This window comes from Streptomyces sp. NPDC050610, from assembly GCF_040654875.1.
Taxonomy (GTDB): Bacteria; Actinomycetota; Actinomycetes; order Streptomycetales; family Streptomycetaceae; genus Streptomyces.
Genome location: NZ_JBFAIV010000028.1, coordinates 1 through 26,025 on the forward strand (window position 1 = coordinate 1; position 26,025 = coordinate 26,025).

At 68.2% G+C, this 26,025-nt stretch carries 12 protein-coding genes and 4 pseudogenes; 9 read left to right on the top strand and 7 right to left on the bottom strand.

The features are described 5' to 3' along the window. The 4 genes and pseudogenes from AB0I22_RS28785 to AB0I22_RS28800 all read right to left on the bottom strand — a co-directional run. Positions 1–1,174: pseudogene (locus AB0I22_RS28785) on the bottom strand (IS1380 family transposase); the annotation flags it as partial. Positions 1,175–1,733: 559 nt separating this feature from the next. Beyond that, a complete protein-coding gene (locus AB0I22_RS28790) occupies positions 1,734–2,156 on the bottom strand; it encodes a hypothetical protein (protein ID WP_363133866.1) in 423 nt (140 codons plus the stop codon). 130 nt (positions 2,157–2,286) lie between these two features. Next, positions 2,287–2,757 (bottom strand): annotated as a pseudogene (locus tag AB0I22_RS28795) (NUDIX domain-containing protein). A 2-nt stretch (positions 2,758–2,759) separates the two neighbouring features. Next, positions 2,760–3,245 (bottom strand): hypothetical protein, encoded by a 486-nt coding sequence (locus tag AB0I22_RS28800; RefSeq protein WP_363133957.1) that lies wholly within the window; start codon positions 3,243–3,245, stop codon positions 2,760–2,762. Between the two features lie 58 nt (positions 3,246–3,303). Between AB0I22_RS28800 and AB0I22_RS28805 the strand changes: the two are divergent. Beyond that, positions 3,304–4,443: pseudogene (locus AB0I22_RS28805) on the top strand (tyrosine-type recombinase/integrase); the annotation flags it as partial. 93 nt (positions 4,444–4,536) lie between these two features. On the opposite strand, the gene AB0I22_RS28810 reads toward AB0I22_RS28805, so the two are convergent. Both AB0I22_RS28810 and AB0I22_RS28815 read right to left on the bottom strand, forming a co-directional pair. After that, positions 4,537–4,938: a hypothetical protein gene (locus AB0I22_RS28810; RefSeq protein WP_363133867.1), complete on the bottom strand. Its 402-nt coding sequence runs from the start codon at positions 4,936–4,938 to the stop codon at positions 4,537–4,539. After that, complete coding sequence (locus tag AB0I22_RS28815) at positions 4,938–11,372, bottom strand: polymorphic toxin-type HINT domain-containing protein (RefSeq protein ID WP_363133868.1); 6,435 nt, start codon at positions 11,370–11,372, stop codon at positions 4,938–4,940. Before AB0I22_RS28815 ends, AB0I22_RS28810 begins: the two co-directional genes overlap by 1 nt. 787 nt (positions 11,373–12,159) lie before the next feature. Between AB0I22_RS28815 and AB0I22_RS28820 the strand changes: the two genes are divergently transcribed. The 6 genes and pseudogenes from AB0I22_RS28820 (at position 12,160) to AB0I22_RS28845 (ending at position 20,356) form a co-directional block, all read left to right on the top strand. Further along, the gene (locus AB0I22_RS28820; protein ID WP_363133869.1) at positions 12,160–15,033 is read left to right on the top strand and encodes an FG-GAP-like repeat-containing protein; all 2,874 of its coding nucleotides are present in this window, start codon (positions 12,160–12,162) and stop codon (positions 15,031–15,033) included. 716 nt (positions 15,034–15,749) lie between these two features. Continuing rightward, positions 15,750–16,199, top strand: a complete 450-nt coding sequence (locus tag AB0I22_RS28825; RefSeq protein ID WP_363133870.1) for a hypothetical protein — start codon at positions 15,750–15,752, stop codon at positions 16,197–16,199. Between the two features lie 317 nt (positions 16,200–16,516). After that, the gene (locus tag AB0I22_RS28830; protein WP_363133871.1) at positions 16,517–17,767 is read left to right on the top strand and encodes an amidohydrolase family protein; all 1,251 of its coding nucleotides are present in this window, start codon (positions 16,517–16,519) and stop codon (positions 17,765–17,767) included. Next, the gene (locus AB0I22_RS28835; protein WP_363133872.1) at positions 17,764–19,089 is read left to right on the top strand and encodes a threonine/serine exporter family protein; all 1,326 of its coding nucleotides are present in this window, start codon (positions 17,764–17,766) and stop codon (positions 19,087–19,089) included. The genes AB0I22_RS28830 and AB0I22_RS28835 overlap by 4 nt, the downstream gene beginning before the upstream one ends. 94 nt (positions 19,090–19,183) lie before the next feature. Next, positions 19,184–19,653 (top strand): annotated as a pseudogene (locus AB0I22_RS28840) (transposase); the annotation flags it as partial. A 241-nt stretch (positions 19,654–19,894) separates the two neighbouring features. Next, positions 19,895–20,356, top strand: coding sequence for an SRPBCC family protein (locus AB0I22_RS28845; RefSeq protein ID WP_363133873.1), 462 nt, complete (start codon positions 19,895–19,897; stop codon positions 20,354–20,356). Between the two features lie 586 nt (positions 20,357–20,942). Here AB0I22_RS28845 and AB0I22_RS28850 read toward each other — a convergent pair. Further along, the gene (locus AB0I22_RS28850) at positions 20,943–21,086 is read right to left on the bottom strand and encodes a hypothetical protein (protein ID WP_363133874.1); all 144 of its coding nucleotides are present in this window, start codon (positions 21,084–21,086) and stop codon (positions 20,943–20,945) included. Positions 21,087–21,280: 194 nt separating this feature from the next. Between AB0I22_RS28850 and AB0I22_RS28855 the strand changes: the two genes are divergently transcribed. Further along, positions 21,281–24,661, top strand: coding sequence for a lantibiotic dehydratase (locus AB0I22_RS28855; RefSeq protein ID WP_363133875.1), 3,381 nt, complete (start codon positions 21,281–21,283; stop codon positions 24,659–24,661). Continuing rightward, positions 24,658–25,965: a lanthionine synthetase C family protein gene (locus AB0I22_RS28860; RefSeq protein WP_363133876.1), complete on the top strand. Its 1,308-nt coding sequence runs from the start codon at positions 24,658–24,660 to the stop codon at positions 25,963–25,965. Before AB0I22_RS28855 ends, AB0I22_RS28860 begins: the two co-directional genes overlap by 4 nt. Positions 25,966–26,025 lie beyond the last annotated feature (60 nt).

A 26,025-nucleotide genomic window follows, 5' to 3' on the forward strand; every position in this document is an offset into this window, starting at 1 on the left:
TTGACGTCGAAGCGGCGGGAGGGGAAGCGGCCGAAACCGGTGGTCTTGCCGCACCGGATGTTGTCTTCGACTGTGGCGTGTCCGCGGTGGCGGACCTCCAGGAACTGGGCCGGGCCGGAGGCGAACGGGGCGTCGGTGAGGAACACCTGATGCCGCATGCCCTCGTCCCGGTCGAAGAGCGAGAGCTGGGCTCCGGGGTGGGGGCGTTCGCGGCGGACGATGATGCGGGTGCCGGCCGGGTAGCCGGCAAGGTCGGTCATGCCGGTCGGCTCGGCGGCCTCGGCGGACTCGCGGAGGGGGCCGTCCTGGTCCAGGGCGGGGTGCCAGACCTGGTCGGGCAGGGCGCGGATCGCGCGGCGGACCGGCTCGGTGACCGCGTATCCGACCGAGAAGAAGGTGCGGATTCCGCGTGTGCGCAGATTTCGGACGTGGGTGAGGAAGACCTTCGCGGATCCGGCACTGTCGGTGCGGACGAGGATGTCAGTGCCGTGCCGGTGGGCGTCGGGGATCTGCGCGAGAGCGTCGTCCAGAACCGCGATATGGTCCGCGGCCGTGTTGGTTCCGGCGTTCCCGGGCCGCAGCCGCCCGGACAGGCCCTCGCCGGTGTTGGCCAGGAAACACACCAGAGGATGGAAACCGAAGCCGCCTTTGTAGGTGGGTACGGCCGCCTCCTTCTCGGAGTGGCAGGTGATCAATGTGGCGTCGATGTCCAGGACCAGGCCGGGTAGTTCCTGTCCGCCGGCTTTCGCCGGCGGTATGCCGCAGCGGGTCTCGGATGCCTGCAGCCAGGCCACTTCCCGGGCCTGGGCGCGGGCCGAGCGCAGGCGGTCCAGCATGCGTTCGTCGACGCTGGCCAATAGTCGCCAGGCAGTCGGCGTCGAGGCGACCGGGCCGAACACCTCGCCCTGGTCACGCAGGACGGCCAGCTCCGTGATGGTGTCGCCGCCGTCAGCGAGCATCACCGCGAGGTCGGTCGCGATCCGGCCCGGGTCATGGCCGGTGCCGCGTGGCCGAAGCGGTCTCAACACAGTGGAGTACGCGCTGGTCAGCCCGGTGACATCGGCGAGATCGGCCAGCAACCGTGCCCCGGCATGCCCGACCACCCCGCACCATCGGCGGAGACATGAAGCCTGGGACGAGAACCGATACCCTGCACGCAGAAAGTGCCTTCCACCTGGACCGACAGAACCCCTCGACAAGGTTCATCGTCCCAGCTCAGAAGGCACTTTCGCGTTACCGCCCATGATTCGGACGGACCCCAACTGAAACGCCGAGGTTAAGGGTCGGACTACTGGCAGGGTCGAGCCCTCTTGGCTAGCCGCAGCGACCAGGCTGCGTCACACTGGAGATTCCGACTTTTTCCAACAATTCGGAGAGGAGTACGGTTTCCACTAGAGTGCCTTCGAAGCCAGACCGTTTGAGCTCATCCGACAATCTCTTCGCTTCTTGAATTGATGTGCCGAAGGCTGCCCGGAAGGACTTCAGTAGTGCTCCCCCGTGCGCTGCGGCATCGACGCGTCTCAGACAATGGGGTCCATGCTGCTCCAGGATCGCGTTCCGTACTCTTGATGGTGCCCAGCCCTCATCCGAGTCGTGCGAGATTCCGCACGTGTTGCAATCCCACTCGACTTCCCAGCCGAGGCGCCCGTTGTTGGCGGTTTGAACCAGCCACTCCGTGCCGACCCCGCCGCAATCGCGGCACGGTCCGGGTAGCCGGGCTGCCTGTTCTGTCATTACCAGCCCCTGACCGACATATAGCGGTCGACGATGCCGTAAAATCGCCCGGATGTCCCGGAGCCGTCGCGTGGATGACGGTTGGTGAGACCGCGTGCGAACCAACGGTGATGCAGTTCTTCATGGACCACCGTAGTGCGAAGGAGTGCCCGACTCGCAAAGCGCTTGAATCCAATTTGCGTTCCTACGTTAGGCATCGCCATGCCGGAGTTGACCCCGTAACTGTAAACGGGGTGGTGGGTGAGATTTAGGTCCGGGAAATCTTCCATGATGATTGCATCAATGGCGCGATTTCTGGATGCTGTCGTCTTTCCGGTGGCGTTACTGAGCTCTTCGCTGCTCTTCCAAACGTTCCCGTTTCCCATCTCTTCGGCGAGGCCGCCGCAATTGTGAACCAGGACCGGCGTCTCGCCCGCCAGCACATAGTACGTGTGCTACGCGGACCCCTCTACCTGCTTTTTCGCAGGTCAAGCGCAGTTTGTTGGTCCGGTGAAGTGCGTGGGCGTTCGTGGTTGTGCGGGGTTGTTGCCGTCGCTACTGCCGTCAGACGGTTCAGCCCAGGTACGGCTTTTCGCGCTGTTCCAGGAAGTGTTGGAGCCTGAGTCGTTGGGTGTGGTGCATCGGCAGCTGCTCGATCTCTTCCGGCGGCACGAACCGGAGCTCGGTGGACTCGTCGGAAATCTCCAGCCGGCCGCCGGTGATGCGGGCGGTGAAGCAGACGTTGAACTGGCGGCGGACCTCGCCGTCGGTGTAGGCGATGATGTGTTCCGGGTCGGTGTAGGTGCCGACCAGGCCGGTGATCTCGACGTCGAGGCCGGTCTCCTCTTTGACCTCGCGGACGACTGTGCCTGGCAGGGAGTCGGCGAGGTCCATGCCGCCACCGGGCAGGGCCTACAGGTCGTTGTCGCGGCGGCGCTGGAGGAGGATGCGCCCGTGGTCGTCACTGACGACGGCGGAAGCGGCGACGACCATGCTGTTCGGCTTGGGCGCGTTGGGGTCGTCGTAGTACTCGGTGCGGGCCACGGTCAGTCTTCCTCTCGTACGGGGGTTGCGGTCGCCCACACGGCGTCGAAGCTGTCGGCGTAGGTGTCGAACATGCCGCTCTCCTGGTGTCGGCGAAGGTGCCACACGGGGGCTGCGTAGGCGTTGACGCCCCAGATGTGTGCGTTGACGAGTTGCTGGTCGTCGGCCCGGTAGAGGGAGTTGTAGAGCGTGGTGCCGTGGGTGCGGACTTCGATGCCGGGGGTGTCGGCAAGCGGCTTGTAGTGCATGAGCGCGAGGCGGCAGCGGGATTCGTAGAGCGCGACCAGTTCGGGGCTGATGGCGCGGGCGGGGCGGGCCTGGCGGAGCGCCGGCCAGAGTGCGTGCACGTCTTCTCCCAGGGCCTTGGCCGCCTGGAGAGCGGTGGCACGACGTGGGATACGCCCGAGGTCCACCCAGCGCTCGACCGACTTGGGGTCGACCTCGACCTGCTGAGCGAGTGCGGCGTACGTCCAGCCTCCCGCCGCCATGACGGCTCGTAGTCTCTCGTTCGGCACAAGTCTCCCCTTCGTCTCAGGACGGCACTAGAAGATCACGGAGAAGATCGCCGCCAGCAACCGTGGCGTCCCCGTCCCGTCTGCGCAGGGCAGCGTGGCCGCGTACCTGACGTACTGGCTCGACGCTGTCGCCGTCTACCAGCTCCGCGAGAACACCCACACCCGCTACACCGCCGTCACCCGGCTCTATCTCATCCCCGGCCTCGGACGGAAGAAGCTCGCCAAGCTCACCGCCAAGGACGTACGCACCTGGCTCAACCAGCTCCGCACCACCTGCCAGTGCTGCACCCGCGGCCTCGACACCGCCCGCGACGAGCCCCTCTGCTGCGCTGTCGGAAAGTGCTGCTCCAAGCGGCTCTCGTCGCTGACCTTGTCCTACGTGCACTCCGTCCTCAAGTCCGCCCTGGAGCACGCGGTACGGGAGGAGGAGATCCCGCGCAACGTCGCCCGCAACGTCCGCACCGGCACCCCCCGCCCCCGCCGCTTCGGACCCCTCACCGCCGACGAAGCCCGCCAGTTCCTTGCCGCCGTGCGCGGACACCGGCTCCACGCTCTGTTCGAACTCGCCCTCCACACAGGGCTCCGCAAGGGCGAACTCCTCGGACTGCGCTGGGAAGACCTCGACCTCACCGGCGGAACCGCCAGCATCCGCCGCACCCTCCAACGCACCACCTCCAACGGCCTGACCGCCCTCCCCACCAAGACCAAGAGCTCCGAACGCCGCATCGCCCTGTCCACGCCGTGCCAGCGTTCCCTCGAACAGCACCACGACCGGCAGCGCACGGAACGCGAGGCAGCGGGGACAGCCTGGAAGGACAGCGGCTACGTATTCACCCGTCCCGACGGTGCCCCGATCGAAGGGGCCACCCTCACCCGGCACTTCAACACCCTGCTCGGCCAGGCCGGGCTCCGCCGCATCCGGTTCCACGATCTCCGACACTCGGCGGCCACCCTCCTCCTGGAACAAGGAGGGGAACTCGTGGTGATCAAGGAGCTGTTGGGTCACGCCCACATCGGCGTCACCGCCACCGTGTACGCCCACGTCCGGCTCCGCCTCCAGCGCGACGCCATCGACCTCCTCGGCCACGCCCTCCGCAACCCCGCCGAGATCACCGGCAAGCCCGAAGACGACGGCGACGGACCGCCCCTCTGTGCCGCACCTGTCCGCTGACGTTGCCGTCAACTACTGCCGTCAGACGCTCCAGAGGCCCCACCGGAAATAGATCCGGTGGGGCCTCTACCGAGCTATTGGCGAGAATATTCGTCAGTCACCATCAAGCATCTTTTCGACTGCCGCCTTGATTGCTTCCAACGCCCCATCATCCACTGTGAGTGGCGCTGCGAGCGTTTCGACCCAGTGCCGCATTTCGGCCTCGGTTAGGTCTCGCCAACGCGGATACATAGCAGCTCTGTGTGCAATGATCCGCCAGCGATGCTGGTGCTGCGAGAGTCGATACCAGTCAGCCTGTTTCTGCGCTCGTCCTGGCGTTGAGCTCGAACGCAATCCCGAGATCAGACCTTCGCGAAGGCGATTCAGTGCCGACGCATAGACCGGACTCCCGTTGAGCACGTCCGTGTCATCGGAGAGCTCAAATTTGAGCTCCATACCGGCACGGAGCAGCATCTCCACCTGGGCAAAGTTGTCGAACTCGACCAGTTCTGACATCAGAAGGGGTTCCTTCCGTGGAAGAGAACGTTCCCCGCCGGGATCTTCAACGAGCCTCTCGTAATCAGCTCATTTGGCTGAGATCCCGGCCCAAGCTCGACACCTTCAGGCATTCGGAAGGCGAACATGTAGTCAGCCTTTCCTGCATACATCGGGTTACCAATGAAGATGTTCTGTTCGATCTCTGCCGGGCTTCCAATTTCCTGGGTCACATGGACCTTTCCGGCGGAGTTGGCGCCAATCCTGAGACTGCCGCCATCGGCCAAAATCCCACTGTGCCCTCCCTCGCTCGTGTAGTGGAAGTAGACATTGTCATCGAGATTATCGACAACGTTCCCGACGTCATGAGTCGCCGCATTATTGCAGTTGTGAACGAGTACCGGGGTGGTCCCGGCCAGCACATAGTACGTGTGGACAATCTCAACCGTGAGGTTGTGGACCGTCGCGTTCTGCGTCCATGCCTGGACCGCTGTGACCTGGACCCAGGTGCCGGCGCTGGTCCGGAGCCATTGGCCGGGCTTCAGGTCGCCGGCGTCGACCCATTTCTTCAGGTCGGGGACCCAGAAGGGGTGGCCTTCCGTGGCGATGAGCGCTCCGGTGGTGGCGTGGTCGTCGCCGCTGACTGTCAGTTTGACGAGGTCCTTGCTGCCGTTGCCGATGATGGTGGCGACGACGGGTTCGGGCTTGGACTCGCCGGTTTCCGGGTCGGTGGCCAGGACCTTGTCGCCGGTCTTGATCTGCTCGATGGGCTTGCGGCTGCCATCGGCCATGAGCACGGTCGTGCCGGGGACGAAACTGTTGGCCTCACAGCTCTGCGGCTGTGCTGCCTCCTTCGCCTGCTCCTTGACCTCTTCCTTGACTTCCTTCTTGATCTCTTGCTTGATGCTCTGCGAACCCTGTGGTTTCGCCTGTTTCGGCTTCGGGTTCGGTTTGGGTCTCGGCTGCGGTTTGGGGCGTGGTCTGGGCCGTTGCTTCGGGGCCTCGCGGTATTTGGCTGCGCGTTTGGGCGCCGCCTTGGCGGCCACGCGCTGTCTGGCCTTGGCCGCGGCCTTCGCTGCCGCCTTTCTGGCCGCTTCAGCCCTGGCCTTGGCGGCGGCGGCCTGCGCCGCCTTCTTCTTCAGGGCCTCGGCGGCGGCGCGCTTGGCTGCCTCGGCAGCGGCACGCCGTTTGGCGAGGGCGATGGCGGCGCGTTTGGCGGCCTCCCGGGCAGCGGCGATTGCCGCGCGACGGGCCGCTTCCCGTGCTGCCGCGCGGATCGCGACCTGGAGGGCGACGCGGGCGGCGATAGCGATCAGGATGGGGAAGAACTCGCCGTCGGGGTCGGCCTCCGTCGCCGGTGCGTTGTTCGCGTAGGCGTACGGGTTCATCTGCTGCGGAATCCCGAAGTCGATGACCGGGTCCACCGAGACGAAGCGACCGGTGAGCGGGTCGTACTCGCGAGCGCCGAGTTGGGTGAGCCCGGTGTTGTCGTCGGTTCGGCCGCCGACGAAGCCCCGTTTCCCCGGCCAGAGGCTGGGTTTGGCCCCCCGCGCCTCGCCGAAGGGGGCCAGCAGACGTCGCTGGACCGGCAGGCCTTCCTGGTCCAGGCCCACCGAGCTGTAGGCGCTCCCGTGGTGATCCGTGAGGAGCAGGTTCAGCTTGCCTTCGCCCTTGGTCCCGTCGCCGTCCTCCGCCGTGCGGACGGTGGTGGCGCCGCCCGGGTGCTCGTAGTAGCGGGTGGCCGAGAGCTTGCCCGCGGCGTCGACGGTCAGTTCGCCGTCGCCGAGGTAGAGCGTGGCCTCGCCGTCTGCCGCGCGGTGGATGAGCCGGTTGCCCTCCGCGTCGTAGAGGTTCTCGGTGCCCTTTCCGTCTTCGGTGATCTTCGCGAGGTTGCCCTCCGCGTCATAGGACAGCGTCTGTACCTTCCCGCCGACCTGGCGGGTAGTCGTGTTGCCGGCGGAGTCATAGGCGTAGGTGCTGACCGAGGTGCCGCTGGGGCCCTTGCTCTCCACCTTCGTCAGCGCCCGGGGCTGGTCCTTACCGGGCCCCGGATAGGCGTACGTGCGCGTGACGTCCTTGCCGCTGTCGCCCGTCGTGTCGTGCTCGACGAGTTTCGTACGATTGCCGACCGCGTCGTAGGTGTAGGACTGCCAGTAGGCCTGCGGACCGCCGACCGTCTCCTTGGATGGGTCCGCTTGGCAGCCGTCAGTGGCGGTCCAGGCGCCGGTCATCCGCCGCAGCGCGTCGTAGGCGAAGCACTGGACGTCGCTCTGGCCGCCGTCGGGCATGGCCGTACCCGGAGCCCGAGCGATCCTGGTGACGTTTCCGGCCGGGTCGTAGCCGTAGGTGATGTCGTCGATCCGGCCGCCGGAAGCCTCCTTGCTGTCCCGGTCGTGCACGGTCCGGCTCAAACGGCGGGTGTGCTCGTCGTAGAACGACGTCGAGTACACCTTCCGGCCCTGGACGCCCGCCTCGCTGCGCAGCAGTTCACCGGTGGCGGAGTATTGGAGATTGGAGGCGTAGACCGTCATTCCGGCCAGCGTCACCGGCAGACCGTCGCTGTTATAGCGGGTGACGAGACGTTCCTTCTTGAGCGGGCCGACGGCCGGGAACTGCGTCCACTCCGGCAGGCCGGTGTTGGGCGCGTAACCGTGTGCGTATGTGTACGTGCCGGCGAGCTTGCCTTCGGAAGCGGGGATCACCAGACGGGAACCGGTCGGCTGGTAGGCCTGGTTGTAATCAGTGACCTCGTTGCGGTACTCCTGCCCGCCGCTGTGACGAACGGAAGCGGCCGGCAGGCCCTTCAGGACGCTGTCGTACGTCCACTCGGCGAGCTTGGGCCCGTCGGGTCCGCCTTCGCGGAGCGAGGTGGGGCGGTCGAGCGCGTCGTAGGTCTTCGAGACCTTCTTGCCCCGCGCGTCCGTCACGGTGACGGGACGGTCGTCCTGGTCGTAGGTCGCGGTCGTCGTGCCCTTGTCGGGGTCGGACGCCTTGATCTGGCGGCCGCGAGCGTCGTACTCGAACGTCCACTGGTTGCCGTCGGGGTCCGTGACCTTGGTCAGCTGGCCTTTCCGGTTGTAGCCATACGCGGTGTCGTTGTACTTCGTGCGCTCTTCGTCGAGGTATTCGCGAAGCTTGGTACGCCGGCCGTCGCTGTCAGTGAAGATCGTCCTGACGGTGTCGCCCTTGGGCGGGAAGACCGTGGTCTCGTTGCCCTGGTACTCGGCCGTCGTCGTCTGCTGCTCGTCGCCGTAGCGGCGGGTGACCTCCTTGACCTGACGATCCTGGCCGTCGTAGGTGACGACGGACTGGTGCGGCACCTTGTTGTCGGCGACGATCAGAAGGTTTTCGCTGACGTCGCCCTCGGCGAAGTAGGCGTCATTGCTCTTGACCGTCCGCCCGTGGGTGTCCTGGACGGTGTCGCTGATGATGCGCCCGCCACCGATCCCAGGGTGCTGGTTCTGACGCTCGTGGAGCATGCCGTCGTAGATCTCCACCGCTGTCGAGTACGAGCCGTTCTCGCTCAGCGACCGGGTGACGACCGTGGTCGGCGCGGTCTTGGTGACCTTGTAGTCGAACTCGGCGCCAGGGGACTGGCCGGCGGACTTGTCACGGTTGACGTCCCACAGCTTGGTCAGCCTGCCGAGCCCGTCGTACGCCATGTCCTTCCGGCGGTCGTTGGTGTCGACCACGGCGGTCGTGGTGCCGCGGGCCGGGTCGGCGTAGGTGGTCTCCGTGTGTCCGAGGGGATTGGTGATCACGACCTTGGTCGGGTTGGCCCCCGTGACGGGCGAGTACGCGGTCGTGGTCTTGTTGCCATCGACGTCCCAGCTCGCGGTCGGGCGCCCATGCATGTCGTAATCGCTGCGCTCGGCGGTCTGATAGCCCTTGCCGTCGCCCGTCATCTCCTCGACGGACGTGACATCGCCACGCGTGGGCGCATCGCCGAGGCCCTTGCCGTCGTAGTAGGTGCGAGTGTCGGAGACGACCGATCCGCCTTCGGCGCCACAGGGGCCGGTTGTGGTCTTTTCCTGCGCCTCCAGATCCAGAATCCACTTGCCGGTGTTGCGGGCGTAGGTGAGCGTCGTGCACGCATCGTCGTCCGGGTCATCGATATTCCCGAGATCGTGTGTTCGCGTCGGGAGCCCGTACTCGTCGTAGGCCGTCGTCTCCTTGCTGCGCAACCATTTGCCGTCGCTCTGCCGCTCACGCTCCTCGTTGCTCACGGGGTGACTCATGCGGGCCTGAAGTGCGGTGGTCCCGGCCCGAGCCCGGCCGGCGGTGACGGTCGAGGTCGACGTCAGCTTGGTCGCGGACTGCACCGCGCCGTCTTCGTCCGCGTAGGTGACCTTCTCCCTGAGCTGCCCGCTGAACTGGGGCAGGTCGGGCGCCTTGCCACCCTCGGAGTCGGTCAACTCGGCGCTGCGCCTCTTGCCGTCGGGCAGCGGGTCACCGTCGAGGCCCTGATAGTAGAGGGACTCGGTCATCGACCGCTTGCCGTCGCCTTGGCGGCCGACCAGTTCACGGACCTTGGCGTAGCCGCGGTACTGGTTCCAGGTGCGTTCCTTGGGCTCCGTGAGCTCACCGTCGTCCCAGGCCCAGCCCGGTGCGCCCACATACTGGTATGACGTCACCTTGGGGAGTGCGTCGGTGACGTTGTCCTCCTCGCGCACCTCGGTCACCACGTACTTGTGGAACCAGTCCAGGACGGGCTTGCTCTCCCCCGGAGGCGTCCAGTACGTCGGGTAGCAGCGCATGCCATTGTCGTGCGGCGTGGGAAGTTTCACCTGCCCCGGCATGGTCGAGCACTCGCCCGGGGAGTACGTGACACCGACGGTCGAGCCGTGCTCGGTGTCGACCGCGTTGACGCGGTAACGGGTGAATGGCGGGATGCCCTCGTAGCCGTCGACGCGGTTGTCCATCATCTCGCCGCGGAACGTCACCGACGGGAGCGTGGTATCCGTGCCCCCGGTGTGGCCGGTGCGGGTGATGGACGCCAGCCATAGGGCCGGACTCGTGGCGTCAGTGTTCGGGAACTGGTGGGTGAGCTGGTAGGTGTCGGCCCTGGCGTACGCGTCACCGGCCAGCGCTTCGGTCTCGATCTTCACCAGTCGCTTGGTGGACCAGAAGCTCGGCGCCGGCTTGTCGCACTTCCCCTTGCCCTCGCACTTGAGGTCGAAGGGGACATCGGGCCAGTTCTTGGCATTCTCCTTGGTGAGCTTGCCCGGCGCGCAGTCGAAGTCCTTCGACCCCACGCAGCGCTCGGCGGTGACGAAATGGACGCGCGCGGCGGCCTTCGAGGAGAAGAGGGAATCGGCACGCTGACCGTAGTCGATGCGGGTGAGATAGCCACCACGGTCGTACGCGGCGGGCTTGTCCGCCTTACCGAGTCGGCCGTAGGAGTTGGTTTCCTTCTCCCACCACAGACTCATGACGTCGCCATGCGGGTCGACGACGTAGTCGAGGTTCCAGCGCCAGGCTTGAGAGCAGGAGGATTTGTCGAAGCTGTCGGCGTGGCAGGGCTCGCCGGGGTGGTTGCCGAAGACGGGCACGGTGAAGGCCGAGTTGGTCTCGGGCCTGCCCTCGGTCCAGCCCGGCAGGCGGTTCAATCCGAACCAGTACTGCGTGCCGTCCTTGGTGGTGAGCACCCAGTGCTCACCGTCGTTGTCGCCGTTGGCGGCTCCCTTCTTCAGTTCGATGCGGGCGCCGTCGTCGTCGGCGAGCTTCCACTCGCCGCTCTTGTCGTCCCGGACGAGTTCGTTGCTGGCACCGTCGAGGGAGAGGGTGAGGCTGTCACCGAACCAGCACAGGTCGCCGGTCTTGGTCTTGTTATTCGCGCCATTGGCCATGTCCTGGCTGCAGGACTTGTAGCGGCGCTCAACGTAGCCCGGGTGATAGTCCCAGCCTTCCCCGACCCATGACGCCTGGTTGTTCGTCGAGGCGGTACGGCCGTCAATGGCCTGCGAGGAGTAACCGAGCTTGATCTCGGGCTCGGCCCCGCCGGGCGCTTCGGGGGTGTCGATGGGATGGTTCCATGAGAATCCGCCGGTGTGACCGCCCGCGGCCCAGGAACCGGAGGGGGCCAGCGAGGACGCGCCGTAGTTCCCTGTGGGGCTTGACGCCTCGGACGCCGCCGCGAGCATGGCGGGTGCGCCGGCCGCCAGTGCGACACGGGCGGTCAGACGCTGTTTCTTACGGTCGTTCTCACTCTTCAGCGGGGTACCGGCGGAGCACTCTGCCCGTTCCGGCTTCGTGAGGGCGCAGTCGGGAAGCTGCACCAGCCGCAGCCGTGCGCCCCAGTCTCCACCGAAGCGTTGCGCGAAGGAGGAATAATCGAGTTCGACGTCGATCTGATGTGGTGGTCCGCGCTCCCCCCGCGCCGACAGGGACCTGCTCGGCTTGGCTCCGGGGTTCTGACCAGCGGGCGGCTCGGTTCCGCTTGCCGTGAGTTTCACCACCGGTCCCGGGGACTCCAGTCCGTTCAGAACCTTCTCGTCGAGCATCTCGACGTCTACGGCTCCAGGCCGGGTTGATTCCTCCCCCGCCTCCTCCGCAGGAGGCGGCGTCGCGGACTTGACATATACCGGCAGTTCACCGGCTTTCACGGGCTTGCTCTCACCGATACGGTCCGCGAGTGATGAGCCTCCGGGCGGCTTCGGCGCGAGAGCCACCTGTGCGCGCCCGCTGGGCAGCCGCGTGCTTCCAGGCACTGCCCACGACTTGGCCGCACCATTCCTCTTCGGCCCGTCCTTCCGGCTGAATTCATGGCCTTTGACAGGCTTTTCTTGCTGTAGCTCGATCAGTTGCGGCTTGGTTTGCTCGGCCGCCGCTGGAACCGAGGTCCCCAGCAGCGTGCCCAAGAGGGACAGGAAGACGACGGCGACAGTGGGTCTCCACCGTCGCCGTAACGCCCACCAGTCGCCTGGTGCGATCACGTCTGTGAACTCCTATGCCGAGAGGGCCAGGGTGAAAGAACACAAGCGGAAGGCGCCCCCTCACCAACCCCCCGATGTATCAGATCAGTAAAGCTTTCCACCGGGCATATGCCAAGATCCCCTCAAGTTCCACCCAACGTCTCACCTCAGACTTGTCTCCGCTCTGGAAGGAAAGCTCGTGAAGCGCCCAACCGGCCGCTCTCGGCCATCCCGTCCGAAAAGACCTGGCCCCTTCCGAACAGCCCTAATCTCAACCGTCCTTGTGGGCGTCTCCACCTTGGTCGCCGCCCCGTTAGGGGCGTCCGTCTTGGCCGCCGACCGCTCCACTGCCGCCGCTCAGGACGCGCGTACGGAGCAGGGGGCTTCGGCCGAGGCCCGACGGACTGGAGCGCCCGTCGAGGTCACCGGTCTGCGCACCGAGACGCAGGAGGTGGTGGCCAACCCGTCCGGTACGTTCACGCTCACCCAGTACGCCCAGCCGGTGCGAGCCCGCAAGAACGGCCAATTGGTGCCTGTCGATGCCAACTTGCTGCGCGTCGGCGACCGCATCGCCCCGAAGGCCACCACCCTTGACGTCACCATCTCTCCCGGCGGCGACACCACGCTCGCCACTCTTACGGAACAGGGACGCCGACTGTCCATCCAGTGGCCCAAACCCCTCCCCGTGCCCGCACTTGAGGCCAACGAGGCCACCTACCCCGAGGTCTTTCCCGGAGTAGATCTGAAGGTCCGCGCGACAACCGAGACCATCGCCCAGGTTCTCGTCGTCAAGAACGCCGAGGCCGCCAAGAATTCCGAACTCCAGCGTCTTCAGCTCGGCCTGGAGACCGAAGGACTGCGGCTGGATGTCAACGAGACGCTGGGCACCGTACGCGCGCTCAACCCTGCCGGCCAGGAACTCTTCACCTCGTCCACTCCACGCATGTGGGATTCCTCGGTGAGGCCGGAGGACCAGCGTTCCGCAGCGGCCCCCGCAGCTGGGCCGGCAACTGCCCCACGTCCGGCATCATCCGGAAGCACCGGCTCCTTGGCCTCCGGCGATCTCGAACCGGGGGTCAAGCATGCGAACGTCGGCCTCTCCTATGCCGACGGGAAGCTGATCTTGACGCCTGACCAATCGGTTCTCAACGGTAAAGACACTACCTACCCGGTCTACATAGACCCGAAGTTCGGAGGAAAGCGTCAGGCATGGGCCATCGCCTACAAGCCCGCCCCGAACTCGTCTTTCTGGAATGGCACCGGCTGGGGCGGCAAGGGGAAGAGCACTTCCGAGGCACGCATCGGGCACGAAGGCGAAACCGGCGGCACCGCCCGCTCCTTCTTCCGCATGAACTCCAAGGGACTGGCCGGTACCGAGGTCATCAACGCCCAGTTCAACATTGTCAACACCCACTCATGGTCCTGCAGCGCCCGCCCTGTGGAGATCTGGGACACCGGCAGCATCTCCTCGGCCACCACCTGGAACAACCAGCCCTCCTGGACACGAAAGATTCAGACTCTGAACTTCGCCCACGGCAATGACCATGTCGGCTGTTCCGACAAAGGCGTGGACTTCGACGTCACCTCGATGGCCAAGGACGCCGCCCGGAAGGGCTGGCCGGACATGACCGTCGGCCTGCGGGCCAGCAATGAGTCGAACGTCTACGACTGGAAGAAATTCAGCAGTGACCCAAAGCTGATCGTCGAGTACAACCACGCCCCCGACAACCCCAGGGACTACGGCAGCAATCCCTCCGTCGCTTGCGCGGCCAGTCCCACGCCCCAGGTCGGCAACACTGATCTCCAGCTCTTCGCAAAGATCTCAGACCGCGACGGCGGCACGCTCAAGGCCCGCTTCAACATGTGGGTCAAGGACGGTGACCCGGCGGTCTTCAACCAGACCATCCCCGTCACGAGCGGCAGTATCGCCAAGGTATCCGTGCCCAAGAGCACGTTGAAGGACGGCACCACGTATCAATGGCAGGTACGGGCGGACGACGGCCGCGCCACATCGTCATGGGTCCCAAGCACGCCCTGCCGATTCACCGTCGACAAGTCCCGCCCCAGTACCCCGCCCGTAGCCGAATCCAAAGAGTTCCCCAATGGCGACGACGGCGCCCAGGGCGCACCCGCCCGTACCAAAGGCACCTTCACCCTTCGCAGCGGCGACGTGAAAGACGTGGTGAAGTACGTCTATGATTTCGACCGCAAGTATCCGACCACCGTGGCCAAGCCCACCTCCCATGGCGGCTCCGTCGAGCTCTCCTTCACACCGCCAAACGCCGGGCCCCATATTCTCTACGCGTACAGCGAGGACGCCGCCGGAAACCGTTCCGACACCGGCACCTATCTCTTCTACGCCTCCAGCACCGGCATCAAGAACAAGCCCGGCGACCTCAACGGCGACGGAATTCCCGACCTGTGGGCCATAGATGGAGATGGCAAACTGCGCATGTACGCCGGCACTGGCGACGGTTCCTTCGGCCCCATGATGGTGGCCGCCGAGAGCGGCTTTCAGGACAGCCTCATCACACGCCGCGGCGACTACTCCAATGATGGTTGCGACGACCTTGTCGCCCGCCATCCCGACGGAAAGCTCTGGGTCTACCACAACACAGGCTTCGGAGCCGTCGACTCCGAGAACCGCCAGGAACTCCGTCAGTTCATTCCCGAACTGCGGACCGAGAGGATTTCCCGCATCGTCTCCCTCGGCGATATCACCGGCGACGGCGCTCCCGACCTCCTCGCCACCGTGGACGACACTCTCTGGTTCCTGGCCGGCCACCCGGGCAACTACATCGACGACGCCTACCCCCTGGCCGAAACCGGCTGGTCCGGCCGCGACCTCGTCGCACCGGGCGACATCACCGGCGACGGCGCACCCGACCTTCTGGTCCGCGACAACGCCACCGGGCAACTGATCACCCACCACGGCGCACTCGACCCCGAAACCGGCGGCATCATGCCCGCCAGCCTGGTGAACGGCAGCACGTCGGTCTACGGCACCGCGGGTTGGCAAGCATCCAACCGCCCGCTGCTCGCGATGCCCGGCGACGCGAGCAACGACGGTACTGCCGACCTGTGGGCCACAACGGCGGAGGGCACCGGCACCTTGCTCTTCCACACCACCAAGAACGGCACCCACGGCACGCCCGTCCTTGTGGGCACCGGCGGCTGGACGGGCATCAAGGCGATCACCTGAGCCGCTAGCCTCGGCGTTTCGGTTGGCGCTGGCCCGGATGCTGGCCCGATACGCGAAAGTGCCTTCCTGAACTGGGACGGTGAACCCTGTCCAGGGGTTTGATCGTCGCCAGAGGAAGGCACTTTCTGCGCGAAGGGTGTCGGTTCTCGTCCCAGGCTCGTGGTGTCCGCTGACGGGGCGAGGGTGATTGGACATGCTGGATCGCCGTTGCTGGCTGATCTCACCGATGCAACTTGGCTGACCGATGCGTACTCCGTGACATTGCCCTTTTGAGGCCGCGCGGGATGGGCCACGCCCCGGGCCGGATCATGACGGGATCTCGTGGTGATGCTTGCCGACGGGGGCGAGGCCATTACGAACCTGGACGTGCTGCGGGCCCGGTCGGTGCCCTCATCGTGATTGGTGGAGGCTTGATCATCCGTGTTGCACGTGCAGCATGAGACCCGATCCAGGCGGATCGAGCCGGACTCAGAGGGATCCAAACGACCCCCTTTGTCTGCTTCTCAGGAAAAACCGCAGGTGAGAAGCATCATCTTGACGGGTTCAAATCCCACCGCTACCGCTCTAGGGAAACCGCCCCTGACCTGCGAAATCAGGTCAGGGGCGGTTTTTCGTTGAACCCGCAAGACGACGGGTTGCCTGCCTCTCGGATACTCAGTCTCCCTTGAGTACGTGGTCTCAGGCATGGTGCCCGGCTTCCGATTAGCGTCGTCGGCATGAGCGCCGATCAGCTGACCAGCCCCGATACCGCTACGCCCGCAGAGCGGACCGGGTCGGTCGCGCTGTGCATGGGCATCGTCTCCTGTGCCCTGTTGGGTCTTCTGCTGGTGGTGCCCTGGTACAGGGTCATCCCGCTCGTGTTCGTGGCCCCGCTCGTGGGGATCGGCGCCATCGTCGCGGGCGCCAATGGGCTGTACCGCGTGCGACGCGGCGGGGCAGTCGGGGGCGGTATGGCCCAAGCCGGCGTCACGCTGGGCATATTGGCGATCGTGACCTCCGCGTCCCTGGTCTGCTGGGGCCTGTCGTTACTGGACCAGTCCTTCAAGACGCAGGCCACGCCCGTGACCGCGCCCCTGTCCCTGTCCTCGTCCCCGTCGAAGACCGCACTCGTCGGCGAGAGCGGGCACACCTGGCAGCCCGCCACTGAGCCCGGCCCGGTCGCCTAGGCAGACGGGGTGCGGCTGGCCGTAAGCGCCCTGGTGCCGTTCACCCCCGGACCGGAGGACCCGAGCAAGGATCAGCGCGCGGTGGTGGCGGGCACGCCCCGATGCGGCTGCGCGCCGTCCGGGGTGGAGCCCAGGGGCGGCGTGAGGCGGTCAGGTCACTCGTTTGCGCCTGTGACCAGGCGGTTGGACCACGTCGGGAGCACGGTGGGCACTGTGCTGTGGCCCTGCGACCGTGAAGGCAGACTTTCATGAGTGCTCCCGATTCAGCACCGGAAACGGCGCCTGCCACTGGCGGGACGGTCCCTTCCCGGCGGGCGGTGCTGTTCACCGACGCCCGGGTATTCGACGGCCGTTCGGACGAGGTGACCGGTCCGACCCGTGTGCTGATCGCTGACGGGAAGATCGCCGCGGTCGGCGATTGCGGCGACGTGCCGTCCGACGCCCTGGTCATCGATGCGGGCGGGCGGACGCTGACGCCGGGGTTCATCGACGCCCACGCGCACGTCATGCTGCAGCCCACGCTCGCGGAGGCGGCCAACACGGACCTGGCCTACCACGCGCTGTACGGCGCTTCCATGGCGAAGCTCTACCTGTCGCGCGGCTACACCACGATCCGGGACACCGGCGGCAACACCTTCTCTCTGAAGAAGGCGATCGACGCCGGCATGACCGAGGGGCCCCGGATCTTCCCGTCCGGGCCGATCATCTCCCAGACCTCCGGGCACGGGGACTTCACCCCGGCGGCCGAACCATCCCGCCTGGTGGGAGGGCATCGCGACAACATGCAGAGGGACGGGCATCTGCTGGTGGTCGACGGTGTGCCGGAGATGCTGCAGGCGGCGCGCTACGTCCTGGGGCGCGGCGCCTCCCAGATCAAGCTGGCCGTGAGCGGCGGCTGTGCCTCCGAGCGGGACCCGCTGGACATCACCGAGTTCACCGCCGAGGAGATCGGGGCGGCGGTGAAGGTGGCCGACGACTGGAACACCTACGTGGCCACCCACGTCTACAACCCCTCCGGTATCCGCCGTGCCGTCGAGGCCGGGGTGCGCACCATCGAGCACGCCAACCTGATCGACCCCGAGACCTTGCGGCTGATGAAGGACCGCGGCACCTGGCTGAGCCCGCAGGTCAGCGTCTACGTCAACGACCCGCACGGCCTGGATCCCTCGCTGAAGAAGAAGTTCACCCAGGCCCGCGAAGGGCTGGACACGCTGTTCAAGCTGGCGAAGGAGACGGGATTCGAGCGCATCGGCTTCGGATCGGACATCATCAGCGCGCCGGACACCCTCGCGAAGATCAACGAGGAGTTCGTGCACCGGACGCAGTGGTTCAGCCCGGCCGAGATCCTGCGCCAGGCGACCGGGAACAACGGGAGGATGCTGGCCCTGGCCGGACCGCGCAATCCCTACCCCGGTGCCCTCGGGGTGATCGAGCCCGGAGCGCTGGCCGACGTACTGCTCGTCGACGGCGACCCGCTGGAGGACCCGTCCATCCTCACCGACCCCGAACGGAACCTGGCGGTCATCGTGAAGGACGGGCAGGTGTTCAAGAACCTCCTCGGCGAATGAGGTTCCGAGCCGGACGCGGTGCCGACGGTGCACCGGCCGCCGGTCAGGAGACCGGTGCACCGCGTGCGGCGCTGGAGTTCGTCGAGGACGCCGCGGTGGCCCAGGCCGACGCCGGCGTGCCGAGTTTCCACGTCACCGTGCGCATGCAGCGGATCGCTACGGCCCTGGGCCTGCCCGGTACCCGGGTGTACACCATGCCCGCTGGGGTGCTCGTCCATCGCGCCGACGGGACCACCGCCTTCTTCGACGCCGACAACTCCGCGGCCGGGGCCGGCTCGCTGCGCATGGACCAGCTTCAGGAACTGCAGTCTCTCCTCGACGCGGTGGCAGCCGGCCGCACCGGTCCCGAGGAGGGGCTGCGCCGGTTGAAGGCGATGCGGGACTCCCCGCCCCGTTACGGGACCGCGGCCACGCTGGCCGGCCATGCGCTGTTCGGCCTCGGATTCGGCATGCTGCTCAAACCCACGTGGTGGGGCCTCGTCCTCGCCGCAGGCTTGGCCGTGATCGTCGGCGGGGCCAACAGCGTGGTGGCCCGCAACCGTGCCGGTGCGGCCCTGTTCCCGGTGGTCGCCGCGTTCGCCGTCACCGCCGTGGCCGATCTGGCCGCCCCTCGCATCGGGATGAACCCCGCCCTGGCCATGATCGCGCCGCTGGCATCGCTGCTGCCCGCCGCCGCCATGACCTACGCCGTGATCGATCTGTCCGTCGGGCAGGCGATCTCCGGCACAGCCCGGTTGGCCGTCGGCGTGCAGCGCATGATCTTGCTCGCCTTCGGCGCCTACGCCGCCTCCCGGCTCGTCCCTGACGCACCCCACCACACCGGCACCACCCTGGACTGGGCCCCATGGCTCGGCGTCGCCGTCTTCTGCGCCGGGTCCCTCCTCACCGAATCGGCACCGGCCAGAGCCCTGCCCGCCCTGATGCTCGTGGCCTACACCACCTTCACCGTCCAGTTCTTCGCCACCGACCTCGGCGGGCCGATCCTGGGCGGGTTCGCCGCCGGAGTCGCCACCGTCATCGCCGCCGGCGTCCTCGACCACGTCCCGGGCGCCCTGCCGTCGTACGCCGGGTTCGTCCCCGTGCTCTGGATCGTCGTCCCTGGCGCCCTGGGCTTGCAGGGCGCCGTCGAGCTCGGCGAACCCGGCGACCACCTGAACGCCGTCACCGAGATCGGCATCGCCGGCATGGTCATCGTCGCCCTGGCCGTCGGCATCCTCTTCGCCACCCTCACCTCCGACACCGTCCGCTCAGCACTCCGCCACCGGACAGCCACCCCAGCCGCCCGGCGTCCGGGCATGTCGCGAGGGGCGCAGGATCGCTAACCCCTACGAGTACCGGCTCCGGACGCGCCACTGCGGACGCGGCCGGAGCCCGCAAAAAAAGGGGTCGCCGGCCAGCGAGCCGGACGATCACGCCATCGGCCGGTCCCGCGGTGGACTGACCACGAAGATCCACCTCGCGGCCGACGGCCGGTGCCGACCACTGGCGTTCGTCCTCACCGCCGGTCAGGCCGGCGACGCACCCGCCTTCACGGACGTCAGGGCCCGCCTGCGCGTTCCTCGCCCTTCTGGACGGCCCCGCACCAGACCGGACCTGGTCCTGGTCCTGGTCCTGGTCCTGGTCCTGGTCCTGGTCCTGGGCCTGGGCCTGGGCCTGGGCGACAAGGCGTACTCCTCCCACGCGGTCCGCGGCCACCTGCGCAGACGCGACATCCGCGCGGTGCTCCCGGAACGCGCCGACCAGCAGGCCGACCAGCAGGCCAACCGGCGGCAGCGCGGACAGGCGGGCGGCGGACCACCGGCCTTCGACCGTGAGGCGGACAAGCAGCGCAACACCGTCGAACGCTGCATCAACCGCCTGAAGGGTGGCGCGGCATCGCCACAAAGCCGCGCATCCACGACCTGCGCCACACGCACGCGTCGTGGCTCATCGCCCAGAAGGTTCCGCTCCCGCGCAGTCCAGCCCTGCTGAGGCGGCCTGACGCCAAAGGCCGGCCCGGGACGGGGCGCAGCCCGAAGCCCGAAGTCGCCGGGGACCCTTTGACGCCCCCTTTCGATGGTGTTACAGCTTCTAATGAATGCGTTACCTTATCTCTAAGGTTCCAACTTTCAGTACCGAGGAGGAGTCATGACCCACTCCGAGCCCACCCCCAGCGGTATCGACGAGACCGCCCCGGTGATCTCCCGGCACAGCATCCGCATCGCCGCCCCCATCAAGCGGGTATGGCAGCTGCACACCGACATCGACGCCTGGCCTCGCTGGCAGACCGACATCGGATCCGCCCGGATCGACGGCCCCGTGGCACCCGGCAGCACCTTCCACTGGACCAGCGCCGGCCTGACCATCGGCTCCACCGTCTACGCCGTCGAGGCCCCCGAGCGCATCCTGTGGGGCGGTACCGCCCACGGCATCACCGCCATCCACGAGTGGCGTTTCGAGGCCCACGGCGACGAAACGCAGGTGCGCAACGAGGAGTCCTGGGCGGGCGCCCCGGTCGATGCCGACACGGAGAACCTGCGGAAGGCGCTCGGTCAGTCCCTCGACTCCTGGCTCGAACGCCTCCGCCGCACCGCGGAAGGCCCTGCGTAGGCGCCTGCCCCAGCACTGCAGCACCGACGCCCTGTGGCGGTCGAATCCGGCGCCGCCGCCGGGGACTTCGTCCCGAACCCGCGGCTTCGTGTGCGGTCGCGCTGGGGCGTGGATGTGTCCCCCACGCACCGGAGCCCCCCCATGCACCGGAGTCCGCTGCGGCCGCGCTGTAGTCGCACAGCGGCGGACCGGTACCCGGCGCATCCGGGACGGCCGCTTGATGATCTCGTTCAGGAATCGGTCGTATCCGCAGCGGTCGGGCCGTACGGGCGAGCCGCGCCGCAGCGGTTTCCGCTCCCCGCGTCCCCGCGACGGGAGAAGCGTGGAAATTGCGGTGCGGGGCAGGTTTGTGCGATGTACCGGTGGGCAGCTCGACCGAGAGAAAACCGAATATTGAATTGAGCACGTCAATGCGGGCGGGGGGTCAATTCATCTGCCGCGACCACCGGTCGGAATTCAAAGGCGATTCAAAGGTCTGGTAAACGGGATTCCATGGGCTCCCGAGAAACGCTGCCCGGTGAAGCACGGCAAGGCCGGCCCCGGCGGCGGGTGACACCGCCGGGGCCGGCCCTTCAAACTGCCCGCGTCAGCAGAGGGCGCAGGTCGTGCAGGTGCGGAAGCAGGTGCCTTCGGCGGATATGGCCATCTCCCCGGACCCGGGCGCGATGTCCTGGATGGCCGTCTCGGTGAGGTCGATGTCGAAGAGGTCCTGGACCAGGTTCTCGGGCATAAGAATTCCTCCCTGCCTGTCAAGTACGCCGCCCTTTGGCGGCCATGGCGGAATCTAGGTATGAACGGCCAACGGAGTCAAGGGGTGTTGGGAAAGAGCTTGCACGGTTACTGTGACCGCATTACTCGGCGATCCGACCGACGAAGAGCTCCTCAGTTTGTTTCACAGTGCAGCCAGTAATGGGGTGTTAAGGCATGCGGGGTGGCCAGAGCGCGGAACCGCTGTTCCGCTGCGCGGACGGAATGCTCCTGCGGGCGCCGCTGCTCGCGCGGGACGAGGTACGCGCGACCTGGTGGGACACCGAGAACAACGCGCAGAGCCCTGAGGTGCTCCGCGCCCGCCTGGTCGGGGCGCTCGCCGACGACCGGTTCAGGGAAGCGGTCGAGGTCTCCAGCCCCTCGCTCGCCCGCACCGCCGACGCCGCGCTCTCGGGGCGTACGGTGGCGGCCTCGGACCTGCGCAAAGCGCTGCGGGCCGTGACGCGCTACCGGCTCAGGGCCGCGTCCCGTCCCACGCCGTTCGGTCTCATGGCGGGCGTCCTGTGGGGCTCCTTCGGCGACACCACCAAGGGCGAACTGACCGGCGAGGGGCACAAGGCGGCCCGGCCCGACGCGAGTTGGCTCTCCCAGCGGGTCGCCGCGTGGGAACGTGACCCCGCGGTGCTCCCGGGGCTGAGCATCGTGGCGAACGGGCTCTGCTTCGTACGGGGCGGGCGCCTGGTGCTGCCGTTCGCCCCCGACGGCGCCCGTCTCCAGTCCGCCGCCTCAGGCGACTCCCCGGCCGACGACGGCCTCCCGAAGACGCGAACCCTCAAGTACACCCCGGTCGTACGGTCCGCGGTCGAGGCGACCGCCCGCCCGCTCCCGTACGGCGAACTCGTCCGGCACGTCGAAGCGGACTTCCCCGGGGCGCCCGACGGGGCCGTACGCGGCCTCATCGCCCAACTCATCGCGGCCGAAGTACTGCTGACGGATCTGCGACCGCCCCTGGACACCACCGACCCGCTGGCGCACGTCGAGCGACTCCTCCCGGCCGGTTCGACCGCCGCCGGACAGGCCGCCGCCGGACAGGCCGCCGCCGGACAGGCCGCCGCCGGACAGGCCGCCGCCGGGCAGGTCGCCGCCGGGCAGGTCGCCGCGCTGCGCTCGGCCCTCGCCGACTACGGCGACACCCCTCTCGGGGCCGGAACCCCCGCCTGGCGCACGGCTCTTGGGACGGCCGCGTCCATCCAGTCCGGAAGCGCCGCCGCGTCGCCGACGGCGCCCGCCCACTCCTTCCAGGTCGACCTGCGCCTCGACGGGACCGTCGTACTGTCGCGGGACGTCGCGCGCGAGATCGAGCAGGCCGCCGCCGCGCTGTGGCGGCTCTCGCCCCCGGGGCCGGGCCGGCTCAGCGCGTACCACCAGGAGTTCGTGGAGCGCTACGGACTCGGGCGCTTCGTACCCGTCAAGGAACTCCTCGATCCGGACATCGGCCTCGGCGCCCCGGCCGGCTACCGGCTGCCGCCGAGCCACCGGCCCGCCCCCGACCCGCTCCCCATCGGCGCGGCACGGCAGCGCCTGCTCCTCGGGCTCGCCGCCGAAGCGCAGGCGCGCGGCGTACGGGAGGCGGTCCTCGGCGAGGAGTGGCTGAGCAGGTTCGAGGACGCCGACCGCGACACCGCCGACACCTCCGACACCGACACCACGGTGCCGCCTCCGCTGGAGCTCACCGTGCAGATCGCCGCGGAGTCGGCGACCGCCGTGGACCGGGGCGACTTCACCCTGGCCCTGAACGGAGCGGCCACCGCTTCCGGCGGGCTCATGGGCCGGTTCGCCCACCTCTTGCCGCCCGCACAGGCCGAGGCGTTGCGCCGGACCGTACGGGCCGCCCGGGAGGGCACCGGACGGCTGCCCGTCCAGGTCCACCACCAGGCGGCGCACCATCGGCACGCCAACGTGGCCCAGGTGCCGAGCTGGCTGGACGGCCGGCTCGTCGTCGGGGCCCACCCCGGACCGGCCGCGCCCGGCGTCACGGACCTCACGCTCGACGACGTTCTGGTATCGGCCGACTCCGAGGGCTTCCGGATCGCCTCGGCCGCGCTCGGCCGCGAAGTGACGCCCTCCGCGCTCCACGTACTCAACCGCGAGCTGGCCGCGCCCAACGCCGTGCGCTTCCTCATCGAGGCCGCCGCGTTCGGCCGCAGGCAGTGGCGCATGTGGGACTGGGGCGCCGCCGACGACCTGCCGTTCCTGCCCGCCGTACGTACCGGCCGCACGGTCCTGAGTCCGGCCCGCTGGCGCCTCGACGCCACGAACCCGCCGCTCGACGAATGGCGCGCGCTGTGGGGCGTACCGGACCACGTCCAGCTCGCCCTCGGCGATCACCGCATCCCCCTCAACCTCACCGTCCCCGCGCACCGGGAGATCCTGCGGCGCGAGTGCGAACGTCGGGGCGTCGCCCTGGTCCACGAACCGCCCACCGGACAGGACGTGGACGGCGGCTGGCTGCACGGTCCGGGCGGGGCCCACGACGTCGAGGCCGTCGTGACACTGACGCCGTGTCGAGCTCAGGGCGCCGTGCGCCGACCAGCCAAGGCCGCCACGATCGCCCGCGCCTCCGGAGCGACCGTCCGCCACGGAACCGGCGAGATCCCGCCCGGAGGCCCCTGGCTCTACGCGACGCTCTACTCCTCCGCCGAGCGCCAGGACGAACTCCTGACCGGGCCGCTCCGGCGCTTCCTCACCGAGCTGCCTTCATCGCTGGCCGGATCACCGTCCTCATCGCTGTCCTCATCGCTGTCCGCATCGGCGGACACGTCGCCGGAGATGTCGCCGGAGACGTCGCCGGACACGCCGGGCGGCGTCGACCGCTGGTTCTTCATCCGGTACGCGGACCCGCACCCCCATCTGCGGCTACGGCTGCACGGGAAACCGGAACTGCTCAACGGACTCGTTCTGCCCCGACTGCACGACCTGGCCGCGGAGTTGGCCGACGCCGGGCTCGCGCGAGGCCTGCGGATCGACAGCTACGCCCCCGAGACGGAACGCTACGGCGGTACGGCACTCCTGAACGCGGCCGAGGAGGTGTTCCACGCGGACAGCCTGCTGGTCCTGGAGCGGCTCGCCGCCCCGGCAGACGACCGCATCCTGTCGGCGGCGCACGACGTGGCGCACCTCGTCCGGTCCTTCCACCACGGCTACGGCGGCGACTGGCGGCACTGGCTCACCGCCACCTACCCCAAGCGCGAAAAGCATCACAAGGCGTTCGCCGCGCGGCGCGCCGCCGCACTCGCACGGATCACGCCCGACGGCGCCCCGGACCCATTGGACCCATTGGACCTATCGAATGCACCGGGCTCAACGGACACATCGGGCGCGTCCTACGGGGCGGCGCCGCGGCGATTCGGGCGTCTCGTACGGGAAGCGGAGGAGCGGGGCACCCTGAGCGTCTCCCCCGACACGGTCCTCGCCTCCCTGGTCCACATGCACTGCAACCGTCGGCTCGGCGCCGACCGCACGGCCGAGGCCCAGGCGCTCGCCGTGGCCCGCGGCGCCGTCCAGGCGCACCTCGACCGGGAAAGGGCACGTTCATGACGGACGACGTCGTCGCACTCCTCGCACAGCGACTCTCCGATCCGGCGGCGCTCGCGGCGCAGGTGACGGCCTCCGAGCACCCCGAGCTGGACGAGACGCGCTCGCTGTGGCACCCGCAGTCCCTCGCGGACGGACACGCCGGAGTCGGCCTCCTCTTCGCGGCACTGGCCCACGGCTCGCCCGAGTACGCGCGTACGGCGTACGCCCACCTGTCAGCGGCGGTCACCGCGGTGCGCAGGCCCGCGCACGAAGGTCTGTATCTGGGCCTGCCCGCCGTCGCGTTCGCCGCCCGGACCGCCGTCACCAGGCCGGGCGAGTACGCGGGGCTCCTCACCAAGCTCGACGAGCAGGTCGCGGTGGTCGCCCGGAAGCTGGTCGATCAGGACGCGCCCCGGATCGCGGCCGGGACGGCGGGGGCCCGTATGGCCGGCTACGACGTCATAGCCGGGCTCTCCGGACTGGGCAGGGTGCTGCTCGCCGCCGGACCCGAACACCGCGCCACCACGGAACTCGTCCTCGCCCACCTCGTCGCTCTCACCCGCCCCGTCACCAACGCCGACGGACGGAGCGTGCCCGGCTGGTGGACCGCCGACCCGATCCTGATCAGCGAACCGGACGGCATCCCCGGGGGCCACTTCAACACCGGTCTCGCGCACGGCATCCCCGGGCCGCTCGCCCTGCTGTCCGTGGCCTACGACGCGGGCGTACGAGTCCCCGGCCAGGAGCGGGCCATCCGCGACATCGCCGAATGGCTGCTCGCCCGCCGCAGCGCGGACGGCACCGGCTGGCCGAACATCGTCACCCTCAACGCGGAACTGGCGGCGGCCGCCGGAGACCGCCCCGACCTGGGCAAGGTCCGCGCCGGGTGGTGCTACGGGACGCCCGGCGTCGCCCGTTCCCTCCAACTGGCCGCCCTCGCCCTGGCCGAGCCCGAGTGGAACCAGCAGGCAGTGGCAGCCATCACCGCCGCCTGCGACCAGCCGCTCGGGGCGCTCGGCTACGGCGACGCCACCCTCTGCCACGGTGTGGCGGGGCTGACCACCGTGGTCACCCTGATGGCCCGCGAACCCGGCGGCGAGGAACTGGCAGACCGGGTCGGCGAGTTGACCGACGCCCTGGTACGGGCCGCCGACCCGGACCACCCATTCCTATGGCCGGCGGCCGCTCCCGTCGGCCCCGCCACGGTGCACCGGCCCGGGTTCCTCGACGGGGCGGCAGGCGTCGCCCTCGCACTCCACTTCGCCCAGAACCCGTCCGCACCCGTCGGCGCGCTGCCGTGGGATGCCGCTCTGCTGCTCCGCTGACGCGGCGCGGGTCGCCGGGGGGACGCGGGTCCGGGAAGGCAGTCGATGGGGCCACATCCC